The organism is Microbacterium sp. LWS13-1.2 (genome assembly GCF_040144835.1).
In the GTDB taxonomy this organism is placed as follows: Bacteria; Actinomycetota; Actinomycetes; order Actinomycetales; family Microbacteriaceae; genus Microbacterium.
In genome coordinates, this window is the sequence record NZ_CP151632.1 from 1,370,277 (window position 1) to 1,395,689 (window position 25,413).

Below are 25,413 nucleotides of genomic sequence, written 5' to 3' on the forward strand. Positions count from 1 at the left end.
CCGCCCTTCGGAGGGCTCAGGAACCGATCGGGGCTCGGTGTCCGCCGTCACTTCTTCGCCGCGGGCTTGCGCGTGGTCGTCGTGCGCCGCGCCGGACGCTTGGCCGGACCCTTCGCCCGCTTGTCGGCCAGCAGCTGCACCGCGCGCTCGAACGTGACCTCCATCGCGTCCTCGCCCTTCGGGATCGTCGCGTTCGTCTCGCCGTCGGTGACGTACGGACCGAACCGGCCGTCCTTGAGCTTGATCGCCTTGCCGCTCGTGGGGTCGGCTTCGAACTCCTTCAGCGCCGAGGAGGCGCCGCGGGCGCCATACTTCGGCTGCGCGTACACGGCGAGCGCCTCATCGAGCGTGATGTCGAAGATCTGCTGCTCGCTCTGCAGCGTCCGCGAGTCGGTGCCCTTCTTGAGGTACGGACCGTACCGGCCGTTCTGCGCGGTGATCGGCTCCTGGGTCTCGGGGTCGAGGCCGACCGTGCGCGGAAGGTCGAGCAGCTGGAGTGCGGTGTCGAGGTCGATGGTGTCGACCGACATCGACTTGAAGAGGGACGCCGTCCGCGGTTTGGGCGCTGCCTCTTTCTTCGCGCCGCGCTTCTTCGGCGCGGGCTCGGGCTCGACCGCGACGACTTCGCCGGTCTCCTCGTCGACCTCTTCCGCCGCCGGCGGGTCGGTCTCCTGCACGTACGGGCCGAAGCGTCCGTCCTTCACGACCACGAGCTTGCCGCTCGCCGGGTTCTCTCCCAGCACGCGGTCGCCCGCCACGGGCGCGTCGATGAGCTCCTGCGCCCGCGACGGGGTCAGTTCGTCGGGCGCGAGATCCTCGGGGATGTTGACGCGGCGGGGCTCGGCATCCGGATTCTCCTTGTCGGGCACCTCGAGGTACGGCCCGTACTTGCCGAACCGCAGGGTCGCGACATCGCCGATCGGCGTGGAGTTGAGTGCGCGGGCGTCGATCTCGCCGAGGTTCTCGACGATGTTGCGGAGACCGACGTGGTCGGTGGAGCCGAAGTAGAACTCCTGCAGCCAGTCCTGGCGCTTCTGCTCGCCGCGTGCGATGGCGTCGAGGTCGTCCTCGAGCGCCGCGGTGAAGTCGTAGTCGACGAGGTCGGCGAAGTGCTGTTCGAGCAGGCGCACCACGCTGAACGCGAGCCAGCTCGGGATCAGGGCCTGGCCGCGCTTGGTGACGTAGCCGCGGTTCAGGATCACGTCGATGATGCTCGCGAAGGTCGACGGGCGGCCGATGCCCTTCTCCTCCAGCGCCTTGACGAGGCTGGCCTCGGTGTAGCGCGGCTTGGGGCTCGTCGAGTGTCCCTTCGGCTCGACCTCGCGAAGCCGCAGCACGTCGCCCACGGCCATCGCGGGAAGCGCCTGGTCGTCGGACTTGTCGGCGTCGCTGCGCTTCTCGTCGCGCCCCTCTTCGTAGGCCTCGAGGAAGCCCTTGAAGGTGTAGACGGTTCCGGAAGCCGTGAACTCGGCACGACGCCCGCCCGCCGCGACCTCGAGGGTCACGGTGGTGGTCTCGTACTTCGCGTCGGACATCTGGCTCGCCATGGTGCGCTTCCAGATGAGGTCGTACAGGCGGAGCTCGTCGCGGTCGAGCTGACTCGACACGTCGGAGGGCGTGCGGAAGGTCTCGCCCGACGGGCGGATCGCCTCGTGCGCCTCCTGGGCGTTCTTGCTGTTGTTGCGGTAGGTGCGCGGGTTCAGCGGCACCGACGCGGCGCCGTACATCGCGACCGCCTGCTCGCGCGCGGCCTCGATGGCCTGCGTCGACAGTGCGGTCGAGTCCGTGCGCATATAGGTGATGTACCCCTTCTCGTAGAGCCGCTGTGCGACGCCCATGGCGTGCTTGGCGCTCATCGAGAGCTTGCGCCCGGCCTCCTGCTGGAGCGTGGACGTCGTGAAGGGGGGCTTGGGGCTGCGGGTTCCGGGCTTGGACTCCAGAGCGGTGACGGATGCCTCGCCCGCAGCTTCGATGGCCGCGGCGAGCTCGCGCACCTGCGCCTCGTCGAGGACGACGACGGCCTTCTTCAGCTGGCCCTTGTCGTCGAAGTCGGTGCCGCGGGCGAGAACTGCGCCGTCGAGGCGCGCGAGGCGCGTCGAGAACGACTCGTCGATGCCCTGCGGCCGGTTGGGCGCAGCGAGCGCCTCGATGTCCCAGTAGGACGCCGACACGAAAGCCATCCGCTCGCGCTCGCGGTCGACCACGAGGCGGGTGGCGGCCGACTGCACACGGCCCGCCGAGGTGCCCTGCTGAACCTTGTACCAGAGCACGGGGCTGACGTCCCAGCCGTACAGGCGGTCGAGGATGCGCCGGGTCTCCTGGGCATCGACGAGCGCGAGGTCGAGTTCGCGCGTGTTGCCGACGGCGGCCTGGATCGCGTCCTTGGTGATCTCGTGGAACACCATGCGCTTGACCGGGACCTTGGGCTTGAGCGTCTGGAGCAGGTGCCACGCGATGGCTTCGCCTTCGCGATCTTCATCGGTGGCGAGCAGGAGTTCGTCCGCCCCCTTCAGCGCGCGCTTGAGCTCGGCGACGGTCTTCTTGCCGCGCTCGCTCTCGACGTAGTAGGGGTCGAAGCCGTTCTCGACGTCGATCGAGTACTTCCCGTACGCCTGCTTCTTGTCTGCCGGGATGTCGCGCTTATCCGCGAGGTCGCGGATGTGGCCGACCGAGCTCAGCACCTCGTAGCCGTCGCCGAGATACCCCTGGATCGACCTCATCTTCGTCGGTGACTCGACGATGACGAGCTTCTTGCCTTCTGCCAACGGGGGCGTCCTTTCTTCGACGCAAACCATACACGCCAGTTATCGGTACAGGCGCTGTGAGCCGGGATCACGGCGGTGGGCCTGCGCGTGCCGCGGCCCGCGCGGTCACCGGTCCCAGCTGCGCGGAGACGGTGATCGTCGCGATGAGCCCGTCCAGTCGGCAGTCCTCCACGGTTGCTCCGAACGTGCCGGCGACCTCGGCTGCACGCTCGCACGGAACTCCCGGGATCGCGCCCGATGCAGCGTCCGCTGCGGCAAGGGCACCGGCGTCCGCCGCGGATGCCAGCCGCTGCCCGGCGACCGCCGCGCCGCCGACCATCGCGAGACCTGACGCGAGGACCGCCGCGGCGGCCACGATACCGGTGACCGCCATCGTTCCCGGCATCAGCGGCCGCCCTCAGTCGGCCCGACGCCGCGGCGCGGAGCGGACACCGCGCCCGATCGACGAGGCCGCGGAGCGGACACCTCGCCCCCCGGGGCGGGCGAGGTGCGACCCCCGCGCCGTGTCACAGGCCGCCGCCCAGCGCGCAGCCGGTGGCGGTGATCCGGAGCCCGAACAGCGCCGACGCGGACGCGCTCACGCACACCAGCTCGCCGCGCGGGACGATGTCGACGGATGCCCCGACCACCGCCGCCGACACGGCGGAACGCGCACGCTCGTCCGACTCGCCGCGCGCGCTCAGGCGCGCGGCGTCCGCCACGGCATCCTGCAGGCGCACTTGCCGCGACGCGCCGGCGAGCGCTCCGACTCCGACGACGAGCACGAGCACGAGGGCGGGCAGCGCGACCGCGAACTCGGCGACGACCGACCCGCGGTCGTCGCCCAGCCGCGGGCGGCTCATGCCACCGTGAGCGCGCGTCGCACGAGGTCCGTGAGGATGCCGCGCACCTCGTCGCTGCGCATGATGACGACCAGGAGGCCCGCGAACGCCACGGCCGCCATCGTCGCTATCGCGTATTCGGCCGTCGCGGCGCCCGTGTCGTCGGCCGGCGCGCCGTCGACCCGCTGTGGGCGGAAGAGGCGCTCCGCGCGTCGACGGGTGAGAGTCGGCAACGAGGGCTTGCTCCAGGGGAAGGACATGATTTCTCCGTTCGATCGAAGGGTGTGCGGGCACGGTTCAGGGAGTCGGGACGCGGTGAGCCGAGCGCCCGCCGTCGCGTGCCGGGCCGGAGGCCTTAGGCGCCGACGCCGTCACAGCGAGACCGACATCGTCGACATGACGCTCAGCATCATCGGGGCGACTCCGAGCAGGAGGAACGCGGGCAGCGTGCAGACTCCGAGCGGGAGCAGCAGTCGCGATGAGAGTCGCGCGACGCGGAGCCGCCCGTCGATGCGGGCCCGGTGGCGCTCGTGGGAGGCGGACGCGCGCAGCAGCTCCACCGCCGGCACGCCGGCCGTGCGGGAGAGCGCCAGCACGGCATCCACGTCATAGCTTCCGGCCTCGCGAGCGGCGTCGGCGTGACGTGGCGCCGGCGCAAGCCCGACGCCGACGCCCTCGGCCGTCGGCGGCCGCGCGGCGCGGGATGCGCGGGCATCGCGGACGACCGAGCGCGCCCGATCGATCGAGACACCACCCGTCAGCGCGATCGCGATCAGCTCGGCTTCGAGACCCGGGATGTCATCGGACGCGTGGGCGCCGCGCACCAGGCGCGACGTCCAGCGCTGCGCCACCACCATGAGGATCGCACCACCGGCGAGGCAGGCGAGTCCCAGGGGGTTGGTGAAGAGTGTCCCGAACGTGTCGAAGCCCAGCGCTGCTCCCAATCCGACCGCCACGAGCGGCAACCAGCTCATCAGCCGCGCCGTCCCGGCCGGTTCGGCGAGCGCGACACGCACATCGTCGGCCGCCTCGTGCGCGTCGCGCAACGCGACGGCCAGCCCGCGCAGGCACTCGGCGAGGGGCGCTCCGACGACGAGGGCGACCTGACAGGCCGCCGCGACATCGGGCCATGCGCCCGGTCCGGCTGCCGCCACCGCCGCGGGCAGGGGCATCCCCGCGTCGATCGACGACACGACCAGTGCCGCCGATGGATCGCCCGCGTCGGCGAGGTGCTGCCACGCCCTGGCGGGAGACACCCCGGCCTGCAGCAGCACGGCGAGCCGCAGCACCGTCGCAGCGACATCCGCGGCCGGCGACGGGGCCGACTGCCCGCGCCGCCGCAGCAAGCGCCCCCGCGACGCCAGACCGCCGAACCGGCCCGACCTATCGGACGCCGGCTGCGGGCGCGTCATCGCTCGCCGACCCATCGCGCCTCCTCGATGGCGAGGCGACCGTCGCCGTCCATCACCGGGCGCCCGGCCGCGACGATGCGCCGCGCTCCGTCCGCGCCCCTCTCGACGTGCAGCACCAGCCCGATCGCGCTGGCCGCCTGGCGTGCCAGGGCATGATCGTCGAGCCCCGCGAGGGCGCCGAGCGCCTCGAGCCGGACGGGCACGTCCCGCAGGCTGTTCGCGTGCACCGTCCCGGCGCCGCCGTCGTGACCGGTGTTGAGCGCCGACAGCAGCTCGCGCACCTCGTCGCCGCGGCACTCGCCGACCACGAGCCGGTCAGGGCGCATGCGCAGGGCTTCGCGCACCAGCCGCGCCAGACCGATGCCACCGGCGCCCTCGATGTTGGGCTGGCGCGCCTCCAGCCGGACGTGATGCGGGTGCACGATCCGCAGCTCCGCGACATCCTCGATCGTCACGATCCGCTCATGGTCGGGAGCCTCGGCGAGCAGTGCGGCGAGCAGGGTGGTCTTCCCGGCGCCGGCCGCGCCGGAGACCAGGAGATTCGCTCGCGCCGCGATCGCCTCGCCGAGCCGGCGCCGCATGCGTTCGTCGAACATGCCCGTACGCTGCAGGTCGTCGAGCGTCGCGACCTCCAGACGCGGCACGCGGATCGAGAGCACTGTCCCCTCCGGTGCGATCGGCGGCAGGACGGCGTGCACGCGTATGCCTCCCTCGAGCCGCACGTCGACGCACGGCGTCGCGTCGTCGATGTGCCGCCCGCCCGCACCGATGATTGCGACGGCGAGATCGCGTACCTCTTCTTCTGTGGCCCGCCACTCGCGTGCCGCGACGACCCCCGCACCGCGGTCGACGAAGAGTCCCGCGCCGCCGTTGACGAAGAGGTCCGTGACGTCGGGTTCGTCGAGGTACGCCGCGAAGGGCGCGAGCACCGCGGGCCGCTCTTCGGCGGTTCTCCGCGCGGGAGGCGGCGCCTCGCGGCGATCGCGCAGTCCATCGCCGCGCGGGGGCGGCGTCTCCGAGCCGCCGTTGCGAAGCACGCCCGCGAGTGCCGTGTCGTCCGCGGCAGCGCCGCGCTCCGGCACCCAGGAACCACGCGCTGACCGCCCTGCGAGTGCTGTGCCGGCGCGTTCGACAGGTGTGACGGCGCGCGACGCGCGATCAGCCACCGCGTGCTGGACCGTTCCCCGCTCGGCAGCCGCGCTCTTCGCCACCGGACGCCAAGCCACCATGCCTCCCACGTCAGCACCCTCACGGGCAGAGCGGGTCCCTGCATCCCATCCGTCCTTCACCGCCGGCGCAGCGCCGACACCGGAGCGGGGGCGGGCGACGAAGGGAGCGGACATGCCCCGACGCTATGAGTTGACCTACCGTCGTCTGACGGCGAACCGAGCGATCCGTGGATGACTCACGCCCACCAGCGGTTGGGGAGGAGCGGGTGACAAGTGGAGCGGTACCGCTCCCAAAAATTAGAGGCGGCATCCCATGGGGGGAATGGGATGCCGCCAAGCGCGGGCCCGAATTCGGGGGGTGACGTCGGGCGCCGCAATGCCAGAATCGAAGTTCGGCCAACGGTCAGCATATGCGAGGTAGGGGGCCCGACAAAACGAAAAGGAGAGGATTCTCACTGATATATCGGTCCGAGTCCAACATCACCTCGCCACCTACTATCGGGGGTAGTCGCGTCCGGCGCCTCTGGGTACATTTCCTGGCAGACTCGCCGACACCCCTCGGCGTCCACCTCAAGCCCGCAAAGGAGCGCGCTCCCATGAGCGAACAGTCACCTGTCACGCAGTCCGGAGGCAGCCAGATCGACCACCTGCTCACCGAGAAGCGGCACTTCGCACCCACGACCGAGTTCGCCGAGAACGCGGTCGCGACGGCCGAGCTCTACGAGCAGGCGAAGACCGACCGGCTCGGATTCTGGGCCGACAAGGCGCGCGACCTCCACTGGCACACGCCGTTCACCGAGGTCCTGGACTGGTCGAATCCGCCGTTCGCGAAGTGGTTCGCCGACGGTGAGCTCAACGTCGCGTACAACTGCCTCGACCGTCACGTCGAAGCAGGCAACGGCGACCGCGTCGCGCTGCTCTGGGAGGGCGAGCCCGGCGACGAGCGTCGCGTCACGTACGCCGAGCTCACCGACGAGGTCAAGCGCCTGGCGAACGTGCTCGAGGGGCTCGGGATCGGCCAGGGCGACCGCGTCGCGATCTACCTGCCGATGATCCCCGAGGCGGTCGCCTCGATGCTGGCGGTCGCCCGCGTCGGCGCCATCCACTCGGTCGTCTTCGGCGGCTTCTCTGCTGACAGCCTGCGCGCCCGCATCGACGACGCCGGAGCCAAGCTCGTCATCACCGCTGACGGCGGCTACCGCAAGGGCAAGGTCTCCCCGCTCAAGCCCGCCGTCGACCTCGCCCTCGGCGATCGCGGAACCGGCGAGCAGGAGACCGTCGAGCACGTTCTCGTCGTCAAGCGCGGCGACAACGAGGTCGACTGGACCGACGGTCGCGACCTGTGGTGGCACGATGTCATCCCGGCCGCGTCCGGCGAGCACGAGGCGCAGGCCTTCCCTGCAGAGAACCCGCTGTTCATCCTCTATACGTCGGGCACGACTGGGAAGCCGAAGGGGATCCTCCACACCTCCGGCGGCTACCTCACGCAGTCGGCCTTCACCAACAAGGTCGTCCACGACATCCACCCCGAGACCGACGTGTACTGGTGCACCGCCGACATCGGCTGGGTGACCGGCCATTCCTACGTCACCTACGGTCCGCTCGCGAACGGTGCGACCCAGGTGCTCTACGAGGGAACGCCCGACACCCCGCACCCGGGCCGGTGGTGGGAGATCGTGCAGAAGTACGGGGTCACCGTGCTGTACACCGCGCCCACGGCGATCCGCTCCTTCATGAAGCTCGGGCGGGCGATCCCCAAGCAGTTCGACCTGTCGTCGCTGCGGCTGCTCGGATCAGTGGGCGAGCCCATCAACCCCGAGGCGTGGATGTGGTACCGCAAGATCATCGGCGGCAAGACCGCGCCGATCGTCGACACATGGTGGCAGACCGAGACCGGGTCGATCATGGTGTCGGCGCTGCCCGGCGTCACCGAGACGAAGCCCGGCTCGGCGCAGGTCCCCCTGCCCGGCATCTCGATCGACGTCGTCGACGAGGACGGCACCCATGTGGGCAACGGCAACGGCGGGCTCCTCGTGGTCACCGAGCCGTGGCCGTCGATGCTGCGCGGCATCTGGGGCGACCCCGACCGCTTCGTCGAGACGTACTGGGAGAAATTCCAGACGCAGGGCTACTACTTCGCCGGCGACGGCGCGCGACTCGACGACGACGGCGACGTCTGGCTGCTCGGCCGCGTGGACGACGTCATGAACGTGTCCGGCCACCGGCTGTCGACCACCGAGATCGAGTCGGCGCTGGTCGGCAACGAAGCCGTCGCCGAGGCTGCCGTCGTGGGCGCGTCCGATGAGACGACGGGCCAGGCGGTCGTGGCGTTCGTCATCATCAAGCAGTCGTACCTGTCCGCCCACGCCCCCGACGGCCTCGCGCAGAGCCTGCGCCTGTGGGTCGGCGAGCAGATCGGACCGATCGCGCGTCCTCGCGACGTCTACATCGTGGGCGAGCTGCCCAAGACCCGCTCCGGCAAGATCATGCGGCGCCTGCTGCGCGATGTCGCCGAGGGCCGCGAGGTCGGCGACACGACGACCCTCGCCGACACGGCGGTCATGTCCGTGATCTCGGCCCAGGTCAAGTAAGACCCCGGTCGTTGAGCGAAGGGCGCTCTAGCGTCCGCAGACGAAACGCCCCGGGACAGTGCGGAGAGTCCGGGGCGTTTCGTCTCGCTCGTTCCTCACTCGCTCAACGACCGACATCGGGCGAACGAGAAGAGCGGATGCCGCAGCCCAGGGCTGCGGCATCCGCTCTGTCGTTGGTGTCAGGCGTACGAGAAGACGACCTCGACCTCGACGGGGGCGTCGAGCGGCAGCACGGGAACGCCGACCGCCGATCGCGCGTGCCTCCCCGCGTCGCCGAAGACCTCACCGAGGACCTCGCTGGCGCCGTTGATCACGCCCGGCTGGCCGGTGAACTCGGGAATGGATGCGACGAAGCCGGTGACCTTGACCACGCCGGTGAGGCGGTCGACCCCGCCGACGGCGGCCGCCGCCGCGGCGATGGCGTTGAGGGCGCTCTGGCGGGCGTATCCCTTGGCGTCGGCCGCGGGGACGAGTCCTTCACCCTCGCCCACCTTGCCGGTCGCGGGCAGCGCGCCCGAGACCATCGGCAGCTGGCCGGCGGTGTAGACGAGGTCGCCGTACGCCTTGGCGGGCACGTACGCGGCGACGGGCGGGACGACGTCGGGAAGGGCGATGCCGAGTTCGGCGAGACGGTCGCTGACGGCCATGGTCAGGCCCCCTCGAACTGCTGGGCGGCCTGGGCTGCGGCATCCAGTCCCGCGTTCTGCTCTCCCCCGCCGACAGGGCGCTTCAGGTACGCGACGAGACCGCCCTCGGGACCTGGGACGACCTGGACGAGCTCCCAGCCCTGCTTGCCCCAGTTATTGAGGATGGCAGCGGTGTTGTGGATCAGAAGGGGCGTGGTGAGGTACTCCCACGTCGTCATCGCGACTCCTCGGGTATGCGGAAAGGACGGCAGGTGAAGGCTGGGAAACACCTCAGCGGGCGCACGTCTCTGAGGGAATCGCCCAGGTATCTCCCCTACGATCAAGCCTATGCCTGATACCAAACGCACGGCCACAGGTGTGCTCGGCGGACTCGCCGGGCTCGTGGGCCTCAGCGCCGCAGCCGGTGTCCTCATCGCAGCGACGATCACTCCCGCGGTCGCCATCACGAGCACTGCGGCCGAGCGCGCGATCACGATGTTCGACAATCTGCCGAGCTCGCTCGAGATCGACAAGCTCATGCTTCCGAGCAACTTCTACTACACCGATCCCGCCACGGGTCAGCCGAGCCTGATGACGCAGTTCCTCGAGCAGGACCGCACCCCGGTGTCCTTCGACCAGATCAACCCCGTCATGTACGACGCGCTCCTGTCCAGCGAGGACCCGCGCTACTACCAGCACGGCGGCATCGACCTCATCGGCACGACACGCGCTCTGCTCTCCAACGCGGGGGGCGCCTCGGAGACGCAGGGCGGCTCTTCGATCAGCCAGCAGTACGTGAAGAACGTGCTGATCCAGAAGTGCGAGCAGAACGCCGAGACGGAGTACGAGACCGACGAGGCCGGCGAGCCGGTCCTCGACGAGAGCGGTGCGGCGGTGGTCAAGGTCAGTCGAGACCAGGCGCTCCTCAACTGCTGGACCGATGCGACGACCGCAGAGGGCTCCGAGGGCTACACGCGCAAGCTGCAGGAGATGCGCTACGCGATCGCCCTCGAGCAGAAGTACTCGAAGAACGACATCCTTCTCGGCTATCTCAACATCGCGAACTTCGGCGGCATCACTTACGGCATCGAGGCCGCCGCGCGCTACTACTTCACCACCAGCGCCGCGAACCTCACCGTGGCGCAGGCGGCAACGCTGGCCGGCATGGTGCAGAACCCCAACAATTACCGCATCGACAAAGCGGGCGGCTCGATCTTCGGCGCCGACGGTGCGACGTTCAACAAGGCGCCGGACGGAGTCATCGACGAAGGCGCGAACCTCACCGTGCTCGACGACCTCGTAGCCTCGGGTGAGATCACCGAGGAACAGAAGCTCGCCGCGGCCGACGGCTACACCTCCACGAAGGTCCGCCAGCTGTACGTGCTGAGTCGCATGCTCGACGACGGCAAGATCACACGCGAGCAGTACGTCGAGGCCGCGGTCTGGCCGATCACGCCGGCAATCAACCCGCCCAAGACCGGCTGCGCCAACGCCGGCGGCGCCGCCTACTTCTGCCAGTACGTCAAGTACGTCATCCTCAATGACCCGGCATTCGGCGAGACCGCCGAGGACCGCCAGGAGACGCTCCAGCGTGGTGGCCTCAACGTCTACACGACACTCGACCCGCGCGTCCAGGCCCCGGCCGAGCAGGCTATGGCCACTTACGCGCCGTCATCGATCGAGATGCGCCAGGGCACGACTGTTCCTTCCCCCGGTCGTTTCGGTTCCACCACCGTGAGCGTTGAGGCCGGCACCGGCCGAATCCTCGCGATGGCGCAGAACACCAAGTTCAGTGAGGACGCCTCCGTCGCGCCCGACTTGAATTACTCGGCGCAGGTTTATGCCGGCGATCTGCAGTTCGGCAACTCGACCGGCTTCAACGCCGGGTCGACATTCAAGCTCTTCACACTCCTCGACTGGCTCGAGAAGGGCAAGTCCGTGAACGAGACGCTCAACGGCACGCTGCGCCTGTTCAAGAAGCTGACCGTCTGCGGCGAGACGTGGACGAACACGGCGACGAAGCCCACAGGGAACTTCGGCGGAGATCGAGGCCGCGTGGGTACGCCGATGCAGTTCACCGCGTCTTCGCTGAACACCGGCTACTTCGCCATGGCGGAGAAGCTCGACCTCTGCGACATCGCAAACGTCGCCACGAAGATGGGCGTCACGCAGGGCAACGGCGATCCCATCAAGATGGAGAATCTCAACTCGGTGATCGGCACCGCGAACGTCTCGCCCCTCGCGATGGCCGAGGCGTATGCGACAGTCGCCAACAACGGCATCTACTGCCAGCCGCAGGTGATCGACCGAGTCACCGACTCCGATGGCAACGACCTGCCGAAGCCCGAGCGGACGTGCAACCAGGTTCTCGAGCCCCGTGTTGCGGCGACTGCGGCATATGCCCTTCAGGGCGTGATGAACGGTGGCACCGGAAATCAGGGCAACCCGCGCGACGGCACGCCTCTCATCGGAAAGACCGGCACGCACGAAGAGATCCAGTCGTGGCTCATCGAGTCGAGCACGAAGGTTGCGACGGCGACGTGGGCAGGCAACGTCCAGGGCGGCGGCGACATCTTCAAGACGTCGTACAACGGCGTCCGCCTGTCCGACATCCGGTATCGCATCACGCGGGACGTGCAGGCAGCAGCGAACGCAGCCTATGGCGGCGACAGGTTCGCGGGCCCGGATTCCGAGCTGACCAAGCAGGTGCTCACCGACCTCCCCAACGTCATCGGTCAGACGGTCGAACAGGCGACCAAGACGCTCGAGGACGCCGGCTTCAGCGTGAGCGTCGGCGACCCGGTCGACTCCGATCAGCCCGCGGGTGTCGTAGGCGCTCAGAACCCGGGCGCAGGCAAGGTCGCGGGCGGCAGCACCGTCACCATCAACCCCAGCAACGGAGAGGGTCTCACGATCCCCAACGTATCGGGGAGCACGCTCGAGGACGCCAAGAAGGCGTTGCGCAGCGCGGGCTTCGGCAACGTGAGCGACGGCAGCTGTACGGCCGACGCCGCACTGGGCGCTCAGACGAGAGCGGGCGCGACCAACCCGTCCGCCGGCAGCGTGGTGAACCGCAACACGTCGATCGCCGTCGACTACACGGCCGCAGTCTGCGGCGGCGGGGGCCGCGGGCCTGGCGGCGGTGACGACGACTAGTGCCGCCTGCAGCAACTCGCACCGCCCTCACCGTGCTCGGCACGGTGGGGGCGGTCGGCGCGGGCGCCGCGATCTGGGGCGTCGGCATCGAGCGCTACCTGTTCACGGTCCGCTTCCATGACGTTCCGATGCTTCCCGCCGGTTCCGCGCCGATCAGGGTCCTCCATCTCTCCGACGCGCACATGGCGCCGTGGCAGCATCGCAAGCAGGAGTGGATCGCGGCCCTGGCCGAGCTCGAGCCCGACCTCGTCGTGAACACCGGCGACAACATGGGTCACGTCGACGGCCTTCGCGGTCTGCGCGCGGCCTTCGACCCGCTGCGCGGCATCCCGGGCGTCTTCGTCCACGGCTCGAACGACCACGCCGCTCCCTCCCCCCGCAACCCCCTGAAGTACTTCACCGGGCCGTCGAAGGTCAAGCACACGTCCGAGCCGCTCGACACCCAGGCGCTCGACGAGTACCTCACCGACGAGCTCGGCTGGCTCGACCTCAACAACCGCGTCGGAACGATGGATGCCGCGGGCCGCCGTATCGCGGCGTTCGGCGTCAGCGACGCCCACCGCGAGTGGGACAAGCTCGACGCCCTCCCCGGCCCGCTGTCGGCGCTGCGCAGCCAGGAGTCCGCCGACCTCACGCTCGGTGTGACGCACGCCCCCTACCGGCGCGTGCTCGACGACTTCGTCGACCTCGGCGCCGACGCCGTCTTCGCCGGTCACACGCACGGCGGTCAGGTGCGCATCCCCGGCTTCGGCGCTCTTGTCGCGAACTGCGACATCCCACTGAAGCAGGCGCGCGGACTCAGCTCGTGGACGCACGGCGGGCGCACGGTGCCGTTGAACGTCAGCGCGGGTCTCGGACACTCGATCTACGCACCCGTGCGCTTCGCGTGCCGGCCCGAGGCGTCGCTTCTGACCCTCGTGGCTCAGGCGTAGCGCTCAACTCCTCCCCAAGCGGGGCTTCGCGCGCTTGGTCCACAGATCGGCGCGACGGTGGTCCAGGGAACACACGGGGCGGGCAGTCTCGCAATGTGCCGAGAACAGAACCTCCGTCCTTCCCCCTGACACCGCGTCGCCCCTCCCGCCTCGTGCGCTTGCTTCGATCGCGCACTCTCCCTCTGCCCGCCTATATCCTCGTCATCGTCGTCCTGGCGGTGCTCTTCGTCATAGACGTCGCAGCACCGCCGCGCGCCGACGCCGCCGAGCGCGGTACCGGATTCGGCACGTGGGCACCGATCTCGGCCTACGGATGGCATGGCTCGATGCTGATCGACGGCGTGCATACGTACTGCATCACCCCGGGTGCGCCTGCTCCCACCGGGCCGAGCAGCGACCACGGCATCAGCGGATCGGCCGCCGGGCTGTCGTCGCAGCAGCTCGCCGGGATCAATCTCCTGGTGTCCGCCTACGGGCAGACCGATGATCCCGTCCAGGCTGCCGCGGTGGCGTGGGCCGTCAAAGCGATCGCGAACCGCGAGGAGACGCTCCACGCGTTCGGATACCGGGGCGACTCGCTTGCCGGAGCGATCCACTGGACGATGTCTGCACTCGCGCCGCAGCATGACCTGGCCGTCCAGGAGCGGGCTGTCGCCTACTACGACGAGGCCGTCCGCGCGGCGCAGAACGCGGTCGACGCGAGCGGAAGTCTGGCGTTCTCGACCGACCCCGCAGACCACCGGACCGGCACCGTGCGCGTCGACGCCACGAGCGCCGCGACCGGGACGGTGACCCTTGTGAACGCCGTCTTCGCCACGACGGGTTCACCCACGCTGGAGGGCGCAACGGCGGGCACGACCTACGCCATCCGCACGGTCCAGCCTGAGCCGGGCCGCGCGTACACCGTCAGCGGCACAGGCCGCTTGACCGCCGGCCTTCCCGCCGCAGTGCGCCACTACACCACGCCGGGCGGCCAGCAGACCGCCGGTCCCGCCGGCGCTGTGCCGTTCGACATCGCGGGAGCCGATGCCGCCCCGCGCGTCCCCCCGTTCTCGCCGTCCATCGCGACACAGGTGCCGGCGCGGGAGACGGCTCCAGGTCCGTACATCGACCAGGTCACGTTCGCCGCAGAGGACGGATCGTGGCCCCGTTCCGGGGACGGCTCATATCTGCCCGTGACCGCCCGTGCGGTCGTCTACCGCACCGATGCTGAGCCGGCTCCGAACTCGGAGATTCCCGAAGGCGCGACCGTCGCAGGAACCCTGCAGGTCACGACCGATCCCGTCCTCGGTCCGACAGCGGCGTACACCGTCGCATCACCGTGGGAGATGACGGCCCCCGGCTTCTACACAGCGGTGTGGAGCGTCAGCGGTGCCGACCAGATCGCCACGGTGGCGGCCCACACCGGACCGGACTTCGTGTGGACCGAGCGTTTCGGCGAACCGTCGCAGGTCGCCGTCGTCGCGCCGCCTGCGGTGGAGCCGACGCCCGCCCCGACGCCCGCTGTGACGACGCCTGGCCCCGCCGCTGCCGACGTCGCTCCGAGTCCTCCGCCGGCCGCGCTCGCCGCGACCGGGCTCGATGTCAGTGCCGTCCGCACGCCCCTGGCGATCGCCATCGGCCTGGTCAGCATCGGCGTCGCGATCGTCGCGTCCCGACGCCCTCGGTTCGGAGCACGGCTCACGATCAGGTAGACTCATGGGGTTGTCGACGGGGTGTGGCGCAGCTTGGTAGCGCGCTTCGTTCGGGACGAAGAGGCCGCAGGTTCAAATCCTGTCACCCCGACAGCGAAGAGGCTCCGCCGCGAGGCGGAGCCTCTGGCATGAAAGGACGGACACCGTGACGGACAGCATCCCGCCCCTTCTCGTCGCCTTCGACCTCGACGACACCCTCGCACCCTCCAAGAGCCAGATCGACGAGCGCATCGGCGGGCTGCTCATCGCGCTGGCCGAGCGCGTCGAGGTGGCGATCATCTCCGGTGGTCAGCTCGGTCAGTTCACGACGCAGGTCGTCGACCGGCTTCCGGAGGCGTCCCCTGCCGCGCTCGCTCGACTGCACCTGCTGCCGACCTGCGGCACCCAGTACTACCGCCTGACCGAGGACGAGGTCGTCACGGTCTACAAGCGCTCGCTCACCGACGATCAGAAGTCGCGGGCACTCGCTGCCGTCGAGGGTGAGGCGCGTCGCCTCGGGCTCTGGGAATCCGAGACGTGGGGCGACATCCTCGAGGACCGCGGCTCGCAGATCACCTTCTCGGCGCTCGGCCAGCAGGCTCCTGTCTCCGCCAAGACCGCGTGGGACCCGACCGGCGAGAAGAAGAACGCCCTGCGCGCCGCGGTGGCTGCGCTGCTGCCCGACCTCGAGGTGCGCTCGGGCGGCTCGACGTCTGTCGACATCACCGAGCAGGGCATCGACAAGGCCTACGGCATGCGCCAGCTCGCCGAGCAGACCGGCATCGCACTCGACGACATGCTCTTCGTCGGCGACCGCCTCGACCCGGACGGCAACGACTACCCCGTCCTCGCGATCGGCGTGCGCTGCCATGCGGTCGAGGGCTGGGAAGACACCGCCGACTACCTCGAAGAGCTCATCCCCACGCTTCCCGTCCGCGTCTGACGCGTTTGCCGGGGGCCGGCGTGAGCCCCGCGCGTTTCGTCTCGCTCGTTCCTCGCTCGCTCAACGACCGAAATCCTCGCTCGCCCTCGCTCGCTCAACGACCGGAACGCGACCACCCGCTCCCCCGGACCATCGAGCACGCGACGCAGACCCCCGGTCGTTGAGCGAGGGAGCGCCAGCGACCGAGACGAAACGCCCCGAGCTTCGCGACTGCGCCGGAACCCGCGCGTTTCGTCTCGCTCGTTCCTCGCTCGCTCAACGACCGAAATCCTCGCTCGCCCTCGCTCGCTCAACGACCCGAATGCGACGACCCGCTCCCCCGGACCATCGAGCACGCGACGCAGACCCCCCCGGTCGTTGAGCGAGGGAGCGCCAGCGACCGAGACGAAACGCCCCGAGCTTCGCGACTGCGCCGGAACCCGCGCGTTTCGTCTCGCTCGTTCCTCGCTCGCTCAACGACCGAAATCCTCGCTCGCCCTCGCTCGCTCAACGACCGACGAGACCGGTGCGGGCGTTGAGCGAGCGAAGCGTCGAACGGATCAGCCCTGGGGGCGCGACGTGGTGCCCTTCGACGCCGTGGTCTTCGCCGGACGGGATGCCGCAGCATCCGTCTTGCCGTTCGCCGTCGTCCTCGGAGCCCGCGCCGCCGCGCCGGACGCGACGCGCACGCGCGGTGCACCGCCGCCGACAGCCTCAGCCGGCGCGCCCGCCAGCGGCATCAGGCGCGTGAGCTGGGTGACGTGGCGCGGCTCCAGCTCGGCGAGGGTGGAGACGCCGAGCAGCTTCATGGTGCGCTCGATCTCGCTGCGCAGGATCTCGATCGTGCGGTCGACGCCCTGGCGGCCACCCGCCATGAGGCCGTAGAGGTACGCGCGGCCGATGAGGGTGAACTTCGCACCGAGCGCGATCGAGGCGACGATGTCGGCGCCGTTCATGATGCCCGTGTCGACCATGACGGTCGCATCCTTGCCGACCTCGCGCACCACCTCGGGCAGGAGCCGGAAGGGGATCGGCGCGCGGTCGAGCTGGCGCCCGCCGTGGTTCGAGAGGATGATGCCGTCGACGCCGGCATCGATGAGCCGCTTCGAGTCGGCGACGTTCTGCACGCCCTTGACCACGATCTTGCCCGGCCAGATGTCGCGGATGATCGCGAGGTCGTCGTAGCTGATCGTCGGGTCCATCGCCGAGTTCAGCAGCTCGCCCACCGTGCCGCCGGTGGTCGAGAGCGAGGCGAACTCGAGCTTCGGCGTGGTGAGGAAGTCGTACCACCACCACGGCCGCGGGATGGCGTTGATGATCGTGCCCAGAGTCAGCTGCGGCGGGATCGAGAAGCCGTTGCGCTTGTCGCGCAGGCGGGCACCGGCGACAGGCGTGTCGACGGTGAACTGCAGCGTGTCGAAGCCGGCTGCGGCCGCACGGCGGGCGAGTCCGTACGAGACCTCGCGATCGCGCATGACGTACAACTGGAACCAGTTGCGCCCGTGCGGGTTGGCCTTCTTCACGTCCTCGATCGACGTGGTGCCGAGCGTCGAGAGCGTGAACGGGATTCCTGCGGCACCGGCTGCGCCCGCGCCGGCGGTCTCACCCTCGGTCTGCATGAGGCGCGTGAAGCCGGTCGGCGCGATGCCGAAGGGCAGCGCCGACGGACCCCCGAGGATCTCGGTGGACATGTCGACGTGCTCGGCCGGTCGCAGGATGTCGGGGTGGAACTCGACGTCCTCGAACGCCTGGCGCGCACGCGCGAGCGAGAACTCGCCCTCGGCGGCGCCGTCGGTGTAGTCGAAGGCCGCCTTGGGCGTGCGACGCTTCGCGATCGTCCGCAGGTCGTGGATCGTGAGCGCCGCCTCGAGCCGGCGCTTGCGCCCGTCGAGTTCGGGCTTCTTGAATTGCATGAGCTCGAGCATCTCAGCAGGCTTGGGGAGCTGACGCTGGACCATGGGGTTGCCTTTCAGAAGGTCGGACCCGTCGCAGCGGATCCGGGGACGGGGTCGGCGGCGGAGCGCGCGAGGCCCGCCGAGGCGTAGTAGCCGACGATGTGGTCGTGGACGAGGGTTCGGGCGCGGGCCGCATCGCCCGCGTCGACGGCGTCGAGGATCGCGTGGTGCTCGCGGCGGAGGCGGTCGGCAGCGGCATCCCATTGCGCGATGCCGGCGGCACCCGCCTGCACGTACGACTCGATGGCCGTGCGCAGGCCCGCCATCATGGCGGCGATCACGACGTTGCCCGACGCCTCGGCGAGGGCGAGGTGCAGCTGCGCGTCGAGCGCGAGGAACTCCGGCGCGGTGAGGTCGACGGCATCCATCGCGTCGAGGACGTCACGGGCGCGCGCCGTGGACAGCGCCGGGTCGGTCGCGACCGCGTCCACGACGGCGGATTCGAGCACGAGACGGGTCGCGACGACGTCGTCGAAGGGGAAGCCCTGCGCGGCGACCTGCAGCCGCAGCAGGGCCGACATGCCGCCCTCGGGTGTCGCGATGATGATGGCGCCGGACGTCGGCCCCGAGCCGGTGCCGGTGCGGATCAGGCCCATCACCTCGAGCACGCGCAGCGCCTCGCGCACGCTGGACCGACCGACCCCGAGGGTGGCGGCGAGCTCGCGCTCGGGGGCGAGCCGATCGCCCGGGCGCAGCGTGCCGTCGAGCAGGTCGGTCTCGATCCTCTCGAGCACGACACGCCAGGCGCGCGCCGGTGCGATCGCCGGGGGAGTGGGGGTCCCTGCCACGGATCTCCTCGTCGATGTCGGATCCGCCTGCCCTCCTCGATGAAGAGCACGGTGTGGTCAGACCACGATAACGTGTGGTCCGACCACAGACAACCCGTGTGACGCGCGATGTCGCCCGGGAGCGATACTCTGACCGCATGGATCCCCTCCCCCTCGTCCTCATCGTCGCGGGCGTCGCTGCCGCGTTCTGCTGGATCACCTCGCTCATCACGAACGAGACGTCGTGGATCGACCGGATCTGGTCGATCGTCCCGGTCATCTACGTGTGGATCTTCGCCGGGGCCGCCCTCGCCGCCGGAGCCGACGCCACGCGCTTGGTCGTGATGGCGGTGCTGGTGACCGCCTGGGGTGTGCGGCTGACCTTCAACTTCGCGCGCAAGGGCGGCTACACCGGCATGGAGGACTACCGCTGGGCGGTCCTGCGCGGGCGGATGAAGCGGTGGCAGTTCCAGGTGTTCAACCTGCTCTTCATCGTCGGGTTTCAGAGCGCCCTGTTGGTGCTCATCACGCTGCCGGCCCTCATCGCCTGGCAGCATCCAGCGCCTTTCAACGGGTGGGATGCCGCACTCGCCGTGGTCTTCGCGGCGCTCCTGGTGGGCGAGACCGTGGCCGACCAGCAGCAGTGGAACTTCCACCAGGCGAAGAAGGCGGCCGGCGGCACGCTCGAACCGCCCTTCCTCACGACCGGCCTGTTCGCCTACAGCCGCCACCCGAACTTCTTCTTCGAGCAGGCTCAGTGGTGGGCGTTCTACGCGCTCGGTGCGGTTGCTCTCGTCGCCGACGGCGGCGGCTGGCTCAACTGGACCATCGCCGGGCCCGCGCTGCTCACGGTCCTCTTCATCGGCTCGACGATCTTCACCGAGTCGATCTCCGCCGCGAAGTACCCCGCGTATCGGGACTACCAGCGAACGACCTCGATGCTGGTGCCTCTCCCTCGTCGCCGCGGACGCGCGCCCGAGACCGCCTGAGCGCCGCCCGCCCGGTGGTCACTCCAGGCGCCCGCCCGACGCGCGCAGGTAGTCCTCGGCGCACAGCGATTCGTACGTGATGCGGTCCGCAGTGAGCTCGTCGATGGCGACCTGGTCACCGTCGAAGACGAACCGGCCGCCGACCAGGCGGGCGTTGAACAGCGCCTTACGACCGCAGCGGCAGATCGTCTTGAGCTCTTCGAGGCTGTGGGCCAGCTCCAGCAGCCGCGCCGAGCCGGGGAACGCCTGCGTCTGGAAGTCGGTGCGGATGCCGTAGGCCAGCACGGGGACGCCGTCGAACACGACGATACGCAGCAGGTCGTCCACCTGCTCGCGGGTGAGGAACTGCGCCTCGTCGATGAGGAAGCATGCGACGTCGACCTCGTGCTCCTCGGATTCCGGAACCAGCGTGGCCGCGGCATCCGCCCTCACACGCGCGCGGTGCTCGGCGAACAGGGCACGGATGTCGTCGTCGGGGCCGACGAGGAAGTCGACCGTGCGCTTGACGCCGAGGCGGCTGTCGATCTGGTCGGCACCCTTGGTGTCGATCAAGGGCTTGGCGAGCAGCACATGCTGACCGCGCTCCTCGTAGTTGTAGGCGGCCTGCAGGAGCGACGTCGACTTGCCGGAGTTCATCGCCCCATAGCGGAAGTAGAGCTTGGCCACGGATCGAGCGTAGTCGGTGGCGGCGTCACCGCCCGCCGAAGCCGCCACCTCCTCCCCCGCCGCCCGAGAATCCGCCGCCGGAGGAACCGCCCGACGATGACCAGCTGCTCGAGAACGACGACCCGGACGAGCTCGAGGAGCTTCCGCGCGAGACGGGTGTGGCGGCGAGGCGTCCGATGGACGAGGACGCATTCGACAGCGAGTCGGACGTGACCGAGTCGAACAGGGCGACGCGTGCCACGGGCGTTTCGGCGGGCTGCGCAGCACGGATCACCGAGACCCACTCGCCCTGCATGCCGAACAGCACCGCGTACGGCAGGAGCCGCTCGTACAGGTTGACGACCTCCGCACCGGGTGCGTTCGGGGCGTCGGTGTAGGCGCGGCGTCCGCCCGACACGAGGTCGGCGGTCCGCGGTGTCTGCGCCGCCCGGAGGCGATCCTCCTCAGCCAGGCGGAGGTACGCGCGGATGCCCTCCAGGTACGTCTTGTGCGTGCCGCCGGCGAGCGTGAGTGTCGTCTTTGGGAGGCCGATGCACGGCAGCACGATGAATGCGCCGAACGCACTCGCGATCGAGAGGAAATTGATCCAGCCGCCGAGTGCCCCGAGATCCGCCAGCACCGACGGCACCGCGTCCAGGAAGAACGTCAGCATCACGGCGACCGCCAGGCCGCCGAACTGCAGCAGGCCGCGAACCCCGCCGACCCAGCCCGGGGTCTTGCTGCGATAGCCGCGATCGACCGTCGCGTCCTCGATCCGCCGCACATATGTCACCGCTCGGACCGGCGGCTTCTTGGCGAACACCCCCAGGTCCACGCGGTCGCCCGGTGCGGCATCCCTTCCGAACAGCGTCGTCACGATGCGTCTGTCGTCGTGCTCGAGCCCGTTCGCATCCCGCAGGATCACGTCGAAATCGTCCGCGTCGGACCGATCGCCGGATGCCGTGATCTCGACCTTGTCTCGCACCGCGAGGTCGACGACATGGGCGGCGAGCGCCTTCGCGGGCACGCCGAGGACACCGGCCGACAACGTTGGCGACTCATCGACCGGTGGCGAGTACTGCACGATGACCGGCGAGCGATCGGGATTGCGGCGCAGGAAGCGCCTCATCGCGAGGACGAACAACAGTCCGCCGAACCCGGCGAGAAGCCCCAGGACGGGCAGGATCCACTCCCACCAGGGGTACGGCGGAGGCGGTGGCGGTGTCGGCGCCGAGAACGTGCCCAGTTCGAAGCCGATCGCCACGGTGACGTTCTCGTCTCGCCCGACGCCTGCTTCGGCTGCGGTGAAGGCGAGCTGCCGCTCCCCCGCTGCCGTGATGCCATGCCCCAGAGCCCACACCGCGATCTCATCGGGAGGCGCGGTCGGTGGCGCCGCCTGGATGTCGCAGGGCTCGGTCGATTCGGCGGGTCCGCTGTAGCAGGAGACCCGGTCGGGCTGCAGCCCTGCGGCCGCGTCGCCCAGGACGTGCACGTGCGCACTCACCTCGCCGAACGGCTGTGTGTGGTCGGTGCCGACGGTGTCCCAGTAGAACTCATCGGCGTCGGTGTCTTCGTAGCGCAGCACGACGTCGCTCATCGTGTAGGTGATGACGTAGGTCTGCGTCCCCTGCACGTAGGTGTCGTCGCCGGTCAGGACATAGACGAATTCCTCGTCCTCCTCGGTCCACCAGGGGATCGGTTCGCCGCCGGCACCCGTGACGCTGACGATCACGGTGTCGTGCGCGATGCCCGAATCCGCCTGCGGGATCCACCGGACGATGCCCTTGTTCTGGTCGAAGTCCGGGAAGCGGGCGACGATCGTCTCGGTCGTGTAGAGCTGGCTCCGGCCGCCGGCATCCCTTCCGAGCCAGTAATCGGCCTCGAACGAGTCGTACGCGAAGTCGTCGACGGATGCCGCCACCCGCAGTGCCGCCGCGCCACCGGCGCTCGATCGCAAGGCGACTCCCCCGGCGCCACCGTCGGACGCCGCCGCGCGGACGAGAACGACGGCACCGGCCACCACGACGACGAGGATCAGGGCGACGGCGATCGCCCAGACGCGCCAGGTGAGCCGTGCTCGCATGCCCCCACCCTAGGGGGCGAGCACTCGCGCTCCCACGGTCGGGCGTTCCGGTCGAGGCTCGACGGATGCAGCGACCACTGCCCCACGCGCGCTACGCGGTGAGGGCAAGTGTCTCCGCGGTCTCGCCGAGCAGCTCCTGCGCGACCTCGGGCCGAGCGTTGAGGGTGTCGCCGTAGGTCGGGATGAGCTCGCGCAGACGCGGCTCCCACGCGTCGATGCGGTCGGGGAAGCAGGTCTTCAGCAGACCGAGCATGATCGACACCGCGGTCGACGCCCCCGGTGACGCACCCAGCAGGCCGGCGATGGTGCCGTCGGCGCCGGTGACGACCTCGGTGCCGAACTGCAGCACGCCGCCCTTCTCCGGGTCCTTCTTCATGACCTGGGCGCGCTGGCCGGCCTGGATGATCTCCCAGTCCTCGTCCTTCGCGGTCGGCATGAAGACGCGGAGGCTGTCGACCTTCTTGGCGTGGTTCTTCAGCAGCTCACCGACGAGATAGGTGATGAGGCTCGGGTTGTCCCACGCGACCTTGAGCATCGGACCCAGGTTGCCGGGCCGCACCTGGCCGACGATGTCGAACCACGAGCCGGTCTTGAGGAATTTGGGGCTGAACGTCGCGAACGGGCCGAAGAGAAGAGACGCCTCGCCGTCGACGACGCGCGTGTCGAGGTGCGGCACCGACATCGGCGGGGCGCCCACCGACGCCTGCGAGTACACCTTGGCCTTGTGCTGAGCGACGACCGCCGGGTTCGAGGTCTTCAGGAACTGCCCCCCGATCGGGAACACGCCGTAGCCGGAGATCTCCGGGATCCCGGAGCGCTGCAGCAGCTTCAGCGCCCAGCCGCCGGCGCCCACGAAGACGAACTTCGCGCGGATCTCGCCGGGCGTGCGACCGACGGTGCGACGGTACTTGACGCGCCACGAGCCGTCGGGCAGGCGCTTCAGGCGACGGACCTCGGTGTTGAGGCGGACGTCGGCGCCGTTCTCGGCGAGCCGGTCGATGAGCTGATGGGTCAGCGCACCGAAGTCGACGTCGGTGCCCGCCGGCATCCGGGTCGCCGCGAACGGCTCCCCCTTGCGGCGCTTCTGCATGAGCAGCGGCGCCCACTGGTTGATGACCCGGGAGTCCTCGCTGTACTCGATGCCGGCGAACAGCGGTTCGTCCCTCAGCGCTTCGTAGCGCTTCTTGAGGTAAGCGACGTCCTTCTCACCGCGCACGAAGGTCATGTGCGGGGTGGAGTTGATGAACGTCGACGGCGCGTCGAGCACGCCGGCCTCGACGAGCGACGACCACAGCTGACGGCTCTGCTGGAACTGCTCGTTGATCGAGATCGCCTTGGCGGGATCGACCGTGCCGTCCTTGCCCTCGGGCATGTAGTTCAGCTCGCAGAGCGCTGCGTGGCCGGTGCCGGCGTTGTTCCAGGGGTTGGAGCTCTCCTGCGCGACATCGCTCAACCGTTCGAAGACCGCGATCTTGAGGTCGGGCTGCAGCTGCTGCAGCAGCGTGCCGAGCGTCGCACTCATGATGCCGCCGCCGATCAGCAGAACGTCGACCGTCCCCGTGGGGAGATCGCTGTCGTCAGGGCTGGGCAGGGCGTCGGAGGGCGTTTCGGTCACCAGATGATTCTAGTTCCGCCGGAAAGCACCCCCGACCGGGCGCCGGCTCCTCCCCCGAAAGTCCTGCGGTTCTTGCCGAAACGAGAAGCGAGCGGATGCCGCGGCCGCGGCATCCGCTCGCTTTCGAGTCGTCGAAGGGAAGGTCAGACGCTGACGCCCAGGTTGGCAGCGACGAGCTCCGCGATCTGCACGGCGTTGAGCGCCGCACCCTTGCGCAGGTTGTCGTTCGAGATGAAGAGCACCAGCCCCTTGCCCTCCGGCGCGGACTGGTCGGCACGGATGCGACCGACGTATGCCGGGTCGGTGCCGGCAGCCTGCAGCGGCGTCGGCACCTCCTCGAGCTTCACTCCGGGGGCGCTCGAGAGCACCTCGCGCGCACGCTCGGGCGTGATGTCGCGGGCGAACTCCACGTTGATGCTGAGCGAGTGGCCGGTGAAGACCGGCACGCGCACGCAGGTGCCGGCGACGCGGAGGTCGGGCAGCTCGAGGATCTTGCGGCTCTCGTTGCGGAGCTTCTTCTCCTCGTCGGTCTCGTTGAGGCCGTCGTCGACAAGGTTCCCGGCGAAGGGGATGACGTCGAAGGCGATCGGAGCGATGTACTTCTCGGGCTGGGGGAAGTCCAGCGCCGAGCCGTCGCGGGCGAGCCGCTCGACGTCGCCCTGAGCGAGCACGCCCTCGACCTGGCCGAGCAGCTCCTGAACCCCGGCGAGGCCTGAGCCGCTGACGGCCTGGTACGTGCTGACGATGAGCCGCTCGAGACCGGCCTCGTTGTCGAGCACCTTCAGCGCCGGCATCGCGGCCATGGTGGTGCAGTTGGGGTTCGCGATGATGCCCTTGCGCGCCTCGGCGATCGCGTGCGGGTTGACCTCGCTCACGACGAGCGGCACGTCGGGGTCCATGCGCCACGCGCTGGAGTTGTCGATGACGACGGCGCCCGCCTCGGCGAAGCGCGGGGCGTGCGCACGGCTGCCCGTGGCGCCGGCCGAGAAGAGGGCGATGTCGATGCCGCCGAGTTCGGCGGTGGCGACATCCTCCACGGTCACGGCCTTGCCCTGGAAGATGATGTCGGATCCGGCCGAGCGTGCGGTGGCGAAGGCGCGGATCTCGCGCACCGGGAACCCGCGCTCCTCGAGGATGTCGATCATGGCGCCGCCGACCTGGCCGGTGGCGCCGACGATGGCGACGGAGAGTCCTGAATCGGAGATGCGGGTCATGGTGTTCCTCAGCGTGGGCACAAGCGTGGAGCGGACGCGCGGGCACCGTCGGACGCGCGGGGTTGCCCGATTCTACCG

General features: G+C 69.7%; 20 protein-coding genes and 1 tRNA gene. 7 read left to right on the forward strand and 14 right to left on the reverse strand.

Features of this window, described 5'->3' with window-relative positions; all coding sequences use genetic code 11:
• Positions 1 to 47: 47 nt before the first annotated feature.
• From topA to MRBLWS13_RS06620, 6 genes are all read right to left on the reverse strand, one after another.
• Positions 48 to 2,765: a type I DNA topoisomerase gene (gene topA, locus MRBLWS13_RS06595; RefSeq protein WP_349428217.1), complete on the reverse strand. Its 2,718-nt coding sequence runs from the start codon at positions 2,763 to 2,765 to the stop codon at positions 48 to 50.
• A 67-nt stretch (positions 2,766 to 2,832) separates the two neighbouring features.
• Positions 2,833 to 3,138: an Rv3654c family TadE-like protein gene (locus MRBLWS13_RS06600; protein ID WP_349428218.1), complete on the reverse strand. Its 306-nt coding sequence runs from the start codon at positions 3,136 to 3,138 to the stop codon at positions 2,833 to 2,835.
• A 133-nt stretch (positions 3,139 to 3,271) separates the two neighbouring features.
• Positions 3,272 to 3,607 (reverse strand): TadE family type IV pilus minor pilin, encoded by a 336-nt coding sequence (locus MRBLWS13_RS06605; protein WP_349428219.1) that lies wholly within the window; start codon positions 3,605 to 3,607, stop codon positions 3,272 to 3,274.
• Positions 3,604 to 3,846 (reverse strand): DUF4244 domain-containing protein, encoded by a 243-nt coding sequence (locus tag MRBLWS13_RS06610; RefSeq protein ID WP_349428220.1) that lies wholly within the window; start codon positions 3,844 to 3,846, stop codon positions 3,604 to 3,606. The genes MRBLWS13_RS06605 and MRBLWS13_RS06610 overlap by 4 nt, the downstream gene beginning before the upstream one ends.
• A gap of 111 nt (positions 3,847 to 3,957) precedes the next feature.
• Positions 3,958 to 5,013: a type II secretion system F family protein gene (locus MRBLWS13_RS06615; protein ID WP_349428221.1), complete on the reverse strand. Its 1,056-nt coding sequence runs from the start codon at positions 5,011 to 5,013 to the stop codon at positions 3,958 to 3,960.
• Positions 4,995 to 5,927 (reverse strand): TadA family conjugal transfer-associated ATPase, encoded by a 933-nt coding sequence (locus tag MRBLWS13_RS06620; RefSeq protein ID WP_349429006.1) that lies wholly within the window; start codon positions 5,925 to 5,927, stop codon positions 4,995 to 4,997. Before MRBLWS13_RS06620 ends, MRBLWS13_RS06615 begins: the two co-directional genes overlap by 19 nt.
• 836 nt (positions 5,928 to 6,763) lie before the next feature.
• Here MRBLWS13_RS06620 and acs point away from each other — a divergent pair.
• Positions 6,764 to 8,758 carry an acetate--CoA ligase gene (gene acs / locus MRBLWS13_RS06625; RefSeq protein WP_349428222.1) on the forward strand — a complete coding sequence of 665 codons (1,995 nt, stop codon included), beginning with the start codon at positions 6,764 to 6,766 and terminating at the stop codon, positions 8,756 to 8,758.
• 179 nt (positions 8,759 to 8,937) lie between these two features.
• On the opposite strand, the gene MRBLWS13_RS06630 is transcribed toward acs, so the two are convergent.
• Complete coding sequence (locus tag MRBLWS13_RS06630; RefSeq protein WP_349428223.1) at positions 8,938 to 9,405, reverse strand: RidA family protein; 468 nt, start codon at positions 9,403 to 9,405, stop codon at positions 8,938 to 8,940.
• A 2-nt stretch (positions 9,406 to 9,407) separates the two neighbouring features.
• Positions 9,408 to 9,623 carry a hypothetical protein gene (locus MRBLWS13_RS06635; protein WP_349428225.1) on the reverse strand — a complete coding sequence of 72 codons (216 nt, stop codon included), beginning with the start codon at positions 9,621 to 9,623 and terminating at the stop codon, positions 9,408 to 9,410.
• A 109-nt stretch (positions 9,624 to 9,732) separates the two neighbouring features.
• Here MRBLWS13_RS06635 and MRBLWS13_RS06640 point away from each other — a divergent pair, with 109 nt between their 5' ends.
• From MRBLWS13_RS06640 to MRBLWS13_RS06660, 5 genes are all read left to right on the forward strand, one after another.
• Positions 9,733 to 12,540 carry a transglycosylase domain-containing protein gene (locus MRBLWS13_RS06640; RefSeq protein ID WP_349428226.1) on the forward strand — a complete coding sequence of 936 codons (2,808 nt, stop codon included), beginning with the start codon at positions 9,733 to 9,735 and terminating at the stop codon, positions 12,538 to 12,540.
• Positions 12,540 to 13,472 carry a metallophosphoesterase gene (locus tag MRBLWS13_RS06645; protein WP_349428227.1) on the forward strand — a complete coding sequence of 311 codons (933 nt, stop codon included), beginning with the start codon at positions 12,540 to 12,542 and terminating at the stop codon, positions 13,470 to 13,472. The genes MRBLWS13_RS06640 and MRBLWS13_RS06645 overlap by 1 nt, the downstream gene beginning before the upstream one ends.
• 158 nt (positions 13,473 to 13,630) lie before the next feature.
• Positions 13,631 to 15,166, forward strand: coding sequence for a hypothetical protein (locus MRBLWS13_RS06650; RefSeq protein ID WP_349428228.1), 1,536 nt, complete (start codon positions 13,631 to 13,633; stop codon positions 15,164 to 15,166).
• Positions 15,167 to 15,183: 17 nt separating this feature from the next.
• Positions 15,184 to 15,257, forward strand: a tRNA-Pro gene (locus MRBLWS13_RS06655).
• A gap of 54 nt (positions 15,258 to 15,311) precedes the next feature.
• A complete protein-coding gene (locus tag MRBLWS13_RS06660) occupies positions 15,312 to 16,088 on the forward strand; it encodes an HAD-IIB family hydrolase (RefSeq protein ID WP_349428229.1) in 777 nt (258 codons plus the stop codon).
• A 539-nt stretch (positions 16,089 to 16,627) separates the two neighbouring features.
• On the opposite strand, the gene MRBLWS13_RS06665 is transcribed toward MRBLWS13_RS06660, so the two are convergent.
• Positions 16,628 to 18,025 (reverse strand): alpha-hydroxy acid oxidase, encoded by a 1,398-nt coding sequence (locus MRBLWS13_RS06665; protein WP_349428230.1) that lies wholly within the window; start codon positions 18,023 to 18,025, stop codon positions 16,628 to 16,630.
• Positions 18,026 to 18,036: 11 nt separating this feature from the next.
• Positions 18,037 to 18,810 (reverse strand): FCD domain-containing protein, encoded by a 774-nt coding sequence (locus tag MRBLWS13_RS06670; RefSeq protein ID WP_349428231.1) that lies wholly within the window; start codon positions 18,808 to 18,810, stop codon positions 18,037 to 18,039.
• A gap of 137 nt (positions 18,811 to 18,947) precedes the next feature.
• Between MRBLWS13_RS06670 and MRBLWS13_RS06675 the strand changes: the two genes are divergently transcribed.
• Complete coding sequence (locus MRBLWS13_RS06675; RefSeq protein WP_349428232.1) at positions 18,948 to 19,778, forward strand: DUF1295 domain-containing protein; 831 nt, start codon at positions 18,948 to 18,950, stop codon at positions 19,776 to 19,778.
• An 18-nt stretch (positions 19,779 to 19,796) separates the two neighbouring features.
• Here MRBLWS13_RS06675 and MRBLWS13_RS06680 read toward each other — a convergent pair whose 3' ends face one another.
• The 4 genes from MRBLWS13_RS06680 to MRBLWS13_RS06695 form a co-directional block, all read right to left on the reverse strand.
• Entirely contained in the window at positions 19,797 to 20,444 is a 648-nt protein-coding gene (locus MRBLWS13_RS06680; RefSeq protein ID WP_331912316.1) for a thymidine kinase, read from the reverse strand.
• A gap of 25 nt (positions 20,445 to 20,469) precedes the next feature.
• Positions 20,470 to 22,506 (reverse strand): DUF2207 domain-containing protein, encoded by a 2,037-nt coding sequence (locus MRBLWS13_RS06685; protein WP_349428233.1) that lies wholly within the window; start codon positions 22,504 to 22,506, stop codon positions 20,470 to 20,472.
• Between the two features lie 91 nt (positions 22,507 to 22,597).
• Entirely contained in the window at positions 22,598 to 24,028 is a 1,431-nt protein-coding gene (gene mqo, locus MRBLWS13_RS06690) for a malate dehydrogenase (quinone) (protein ID WP_349429007.1), read from the reverse strand.
• 236 nt (positions 24,029 to 24,264) lie between these two features.
• Positions 24,265 to 25,335 (reverse strand): aspartate-semialdehyde dehydrogenase, encoded by a 1,071-nt coding sequence (locus MRBLWS13_RS06695; RefSeq protein ID WP_349428234.1) that lies wholly within the window; start codon positions 25,333 to 25,335, stop codon positions 24,265 to 24,267.
• Between the last annotated feature and the right edge of the window lie 78 nt (positions 25,336 to 25,413).

Excerpts from the sequence above, each read along its gene's own strand:
- MRBLWS13_RS06600 (WP_349428218.1), bottom strand. The coding sequence starts at position 3,138 with ATGGCGGTCACCGGTATCGTGGCCGCCGCGGCGGTCCTCGCGTCAGGT.
- MRBLWS13_RS06605 (WP_349428219.1), bottom strand. The coding sequence starts at position 3,607 with ATGAGCCGCCCGCGGCTGGGCGACGACCGCGGGTCGGTCGTCGCCGAG.
- MRBLWS13_RS06610 (WP_349428220.1), bottom strand. The coding sequence starts at position 3,846 with ATGTCCTTCCCCTGGAGCAAGCCCTCGTTGCCGACTCTCACCCGTCGA.
- MRBLWS13_RS06615 (WP_349428221.1), bottom strand. The coding sequence starts at position 5,013 with ATGGGTCGGCGAGCGATGACGCGCCCGCAGCCGGCGTCCGATAGGTCG.
- acs (WP_349428222.1), top strand. The coding sequence starts at position 6,764 with ATGAGCGAACAGTCACCTGTCACGCAGTCCGGAGGCAGCCAGATCGAC.
- MRBLWS13_RS06630 (WP_349428223.1), bottom strand. The coding sequence starts at position 9,405 with ATGGCCGTCAGCGACCGTCTCGCCGAACTCGGCATCGCCCTTCCCGAC.
- MRBLWS13_RS06635 (WP_349428225.1), bottom strand. The coding sequence starts at position 9,623 with ATGACGACGTGGGAGTACCTCACCACGCCCCTTCTGATCCACAACACC.
- MRBLWS13_RS06640 (WP_349428226.1), top strand. The coding sequence starts at position 9,733 with ATGCCTGATACCAAACGCACGGCCACAGGTGTGCTCGGCGGACTCGCC.
- MRBLWS13_RS06665 (WP_349428230.1), bottom strand. The coding sequence starts at position 18,025 with ATGGTCCAGCGTCAGCTCCCCAAGCCTGCTGAGATGCTCGAGCTCATG.
- MRBLWS13_RS06675 (WP_349428232.1), top strand. The coding sequence starts at position 18,948 with ATGGATCCCCTCCCCCTCGTCCTCATCGTCGCGGGCGTCGCTGCCGCG.
- MRBLWS13_RS06685 (WP_349428233.1), bottom strand. The coding sequence starts at position 22,506 with ATGCGAGCACGGCTCACCTGGCGCGTCTGGGCGATCGCCGTCGCCCTG.
- mqo (WP_349429007.1), bottom strand. The coding sequence starts at position 24,028 with ATGAGTGCGACGCTCGGCACGCTGCTGCAGCAGCTGCAGCCCGACCTC.
- MRBLWS13_RS06695 (WP_349428234.1), bottom strand. The coding sequence starts at position 25,335 with ATGACCCGCATCTCCGATTCAGGACTCTCCGTCGCCATCGTCGGCGCC.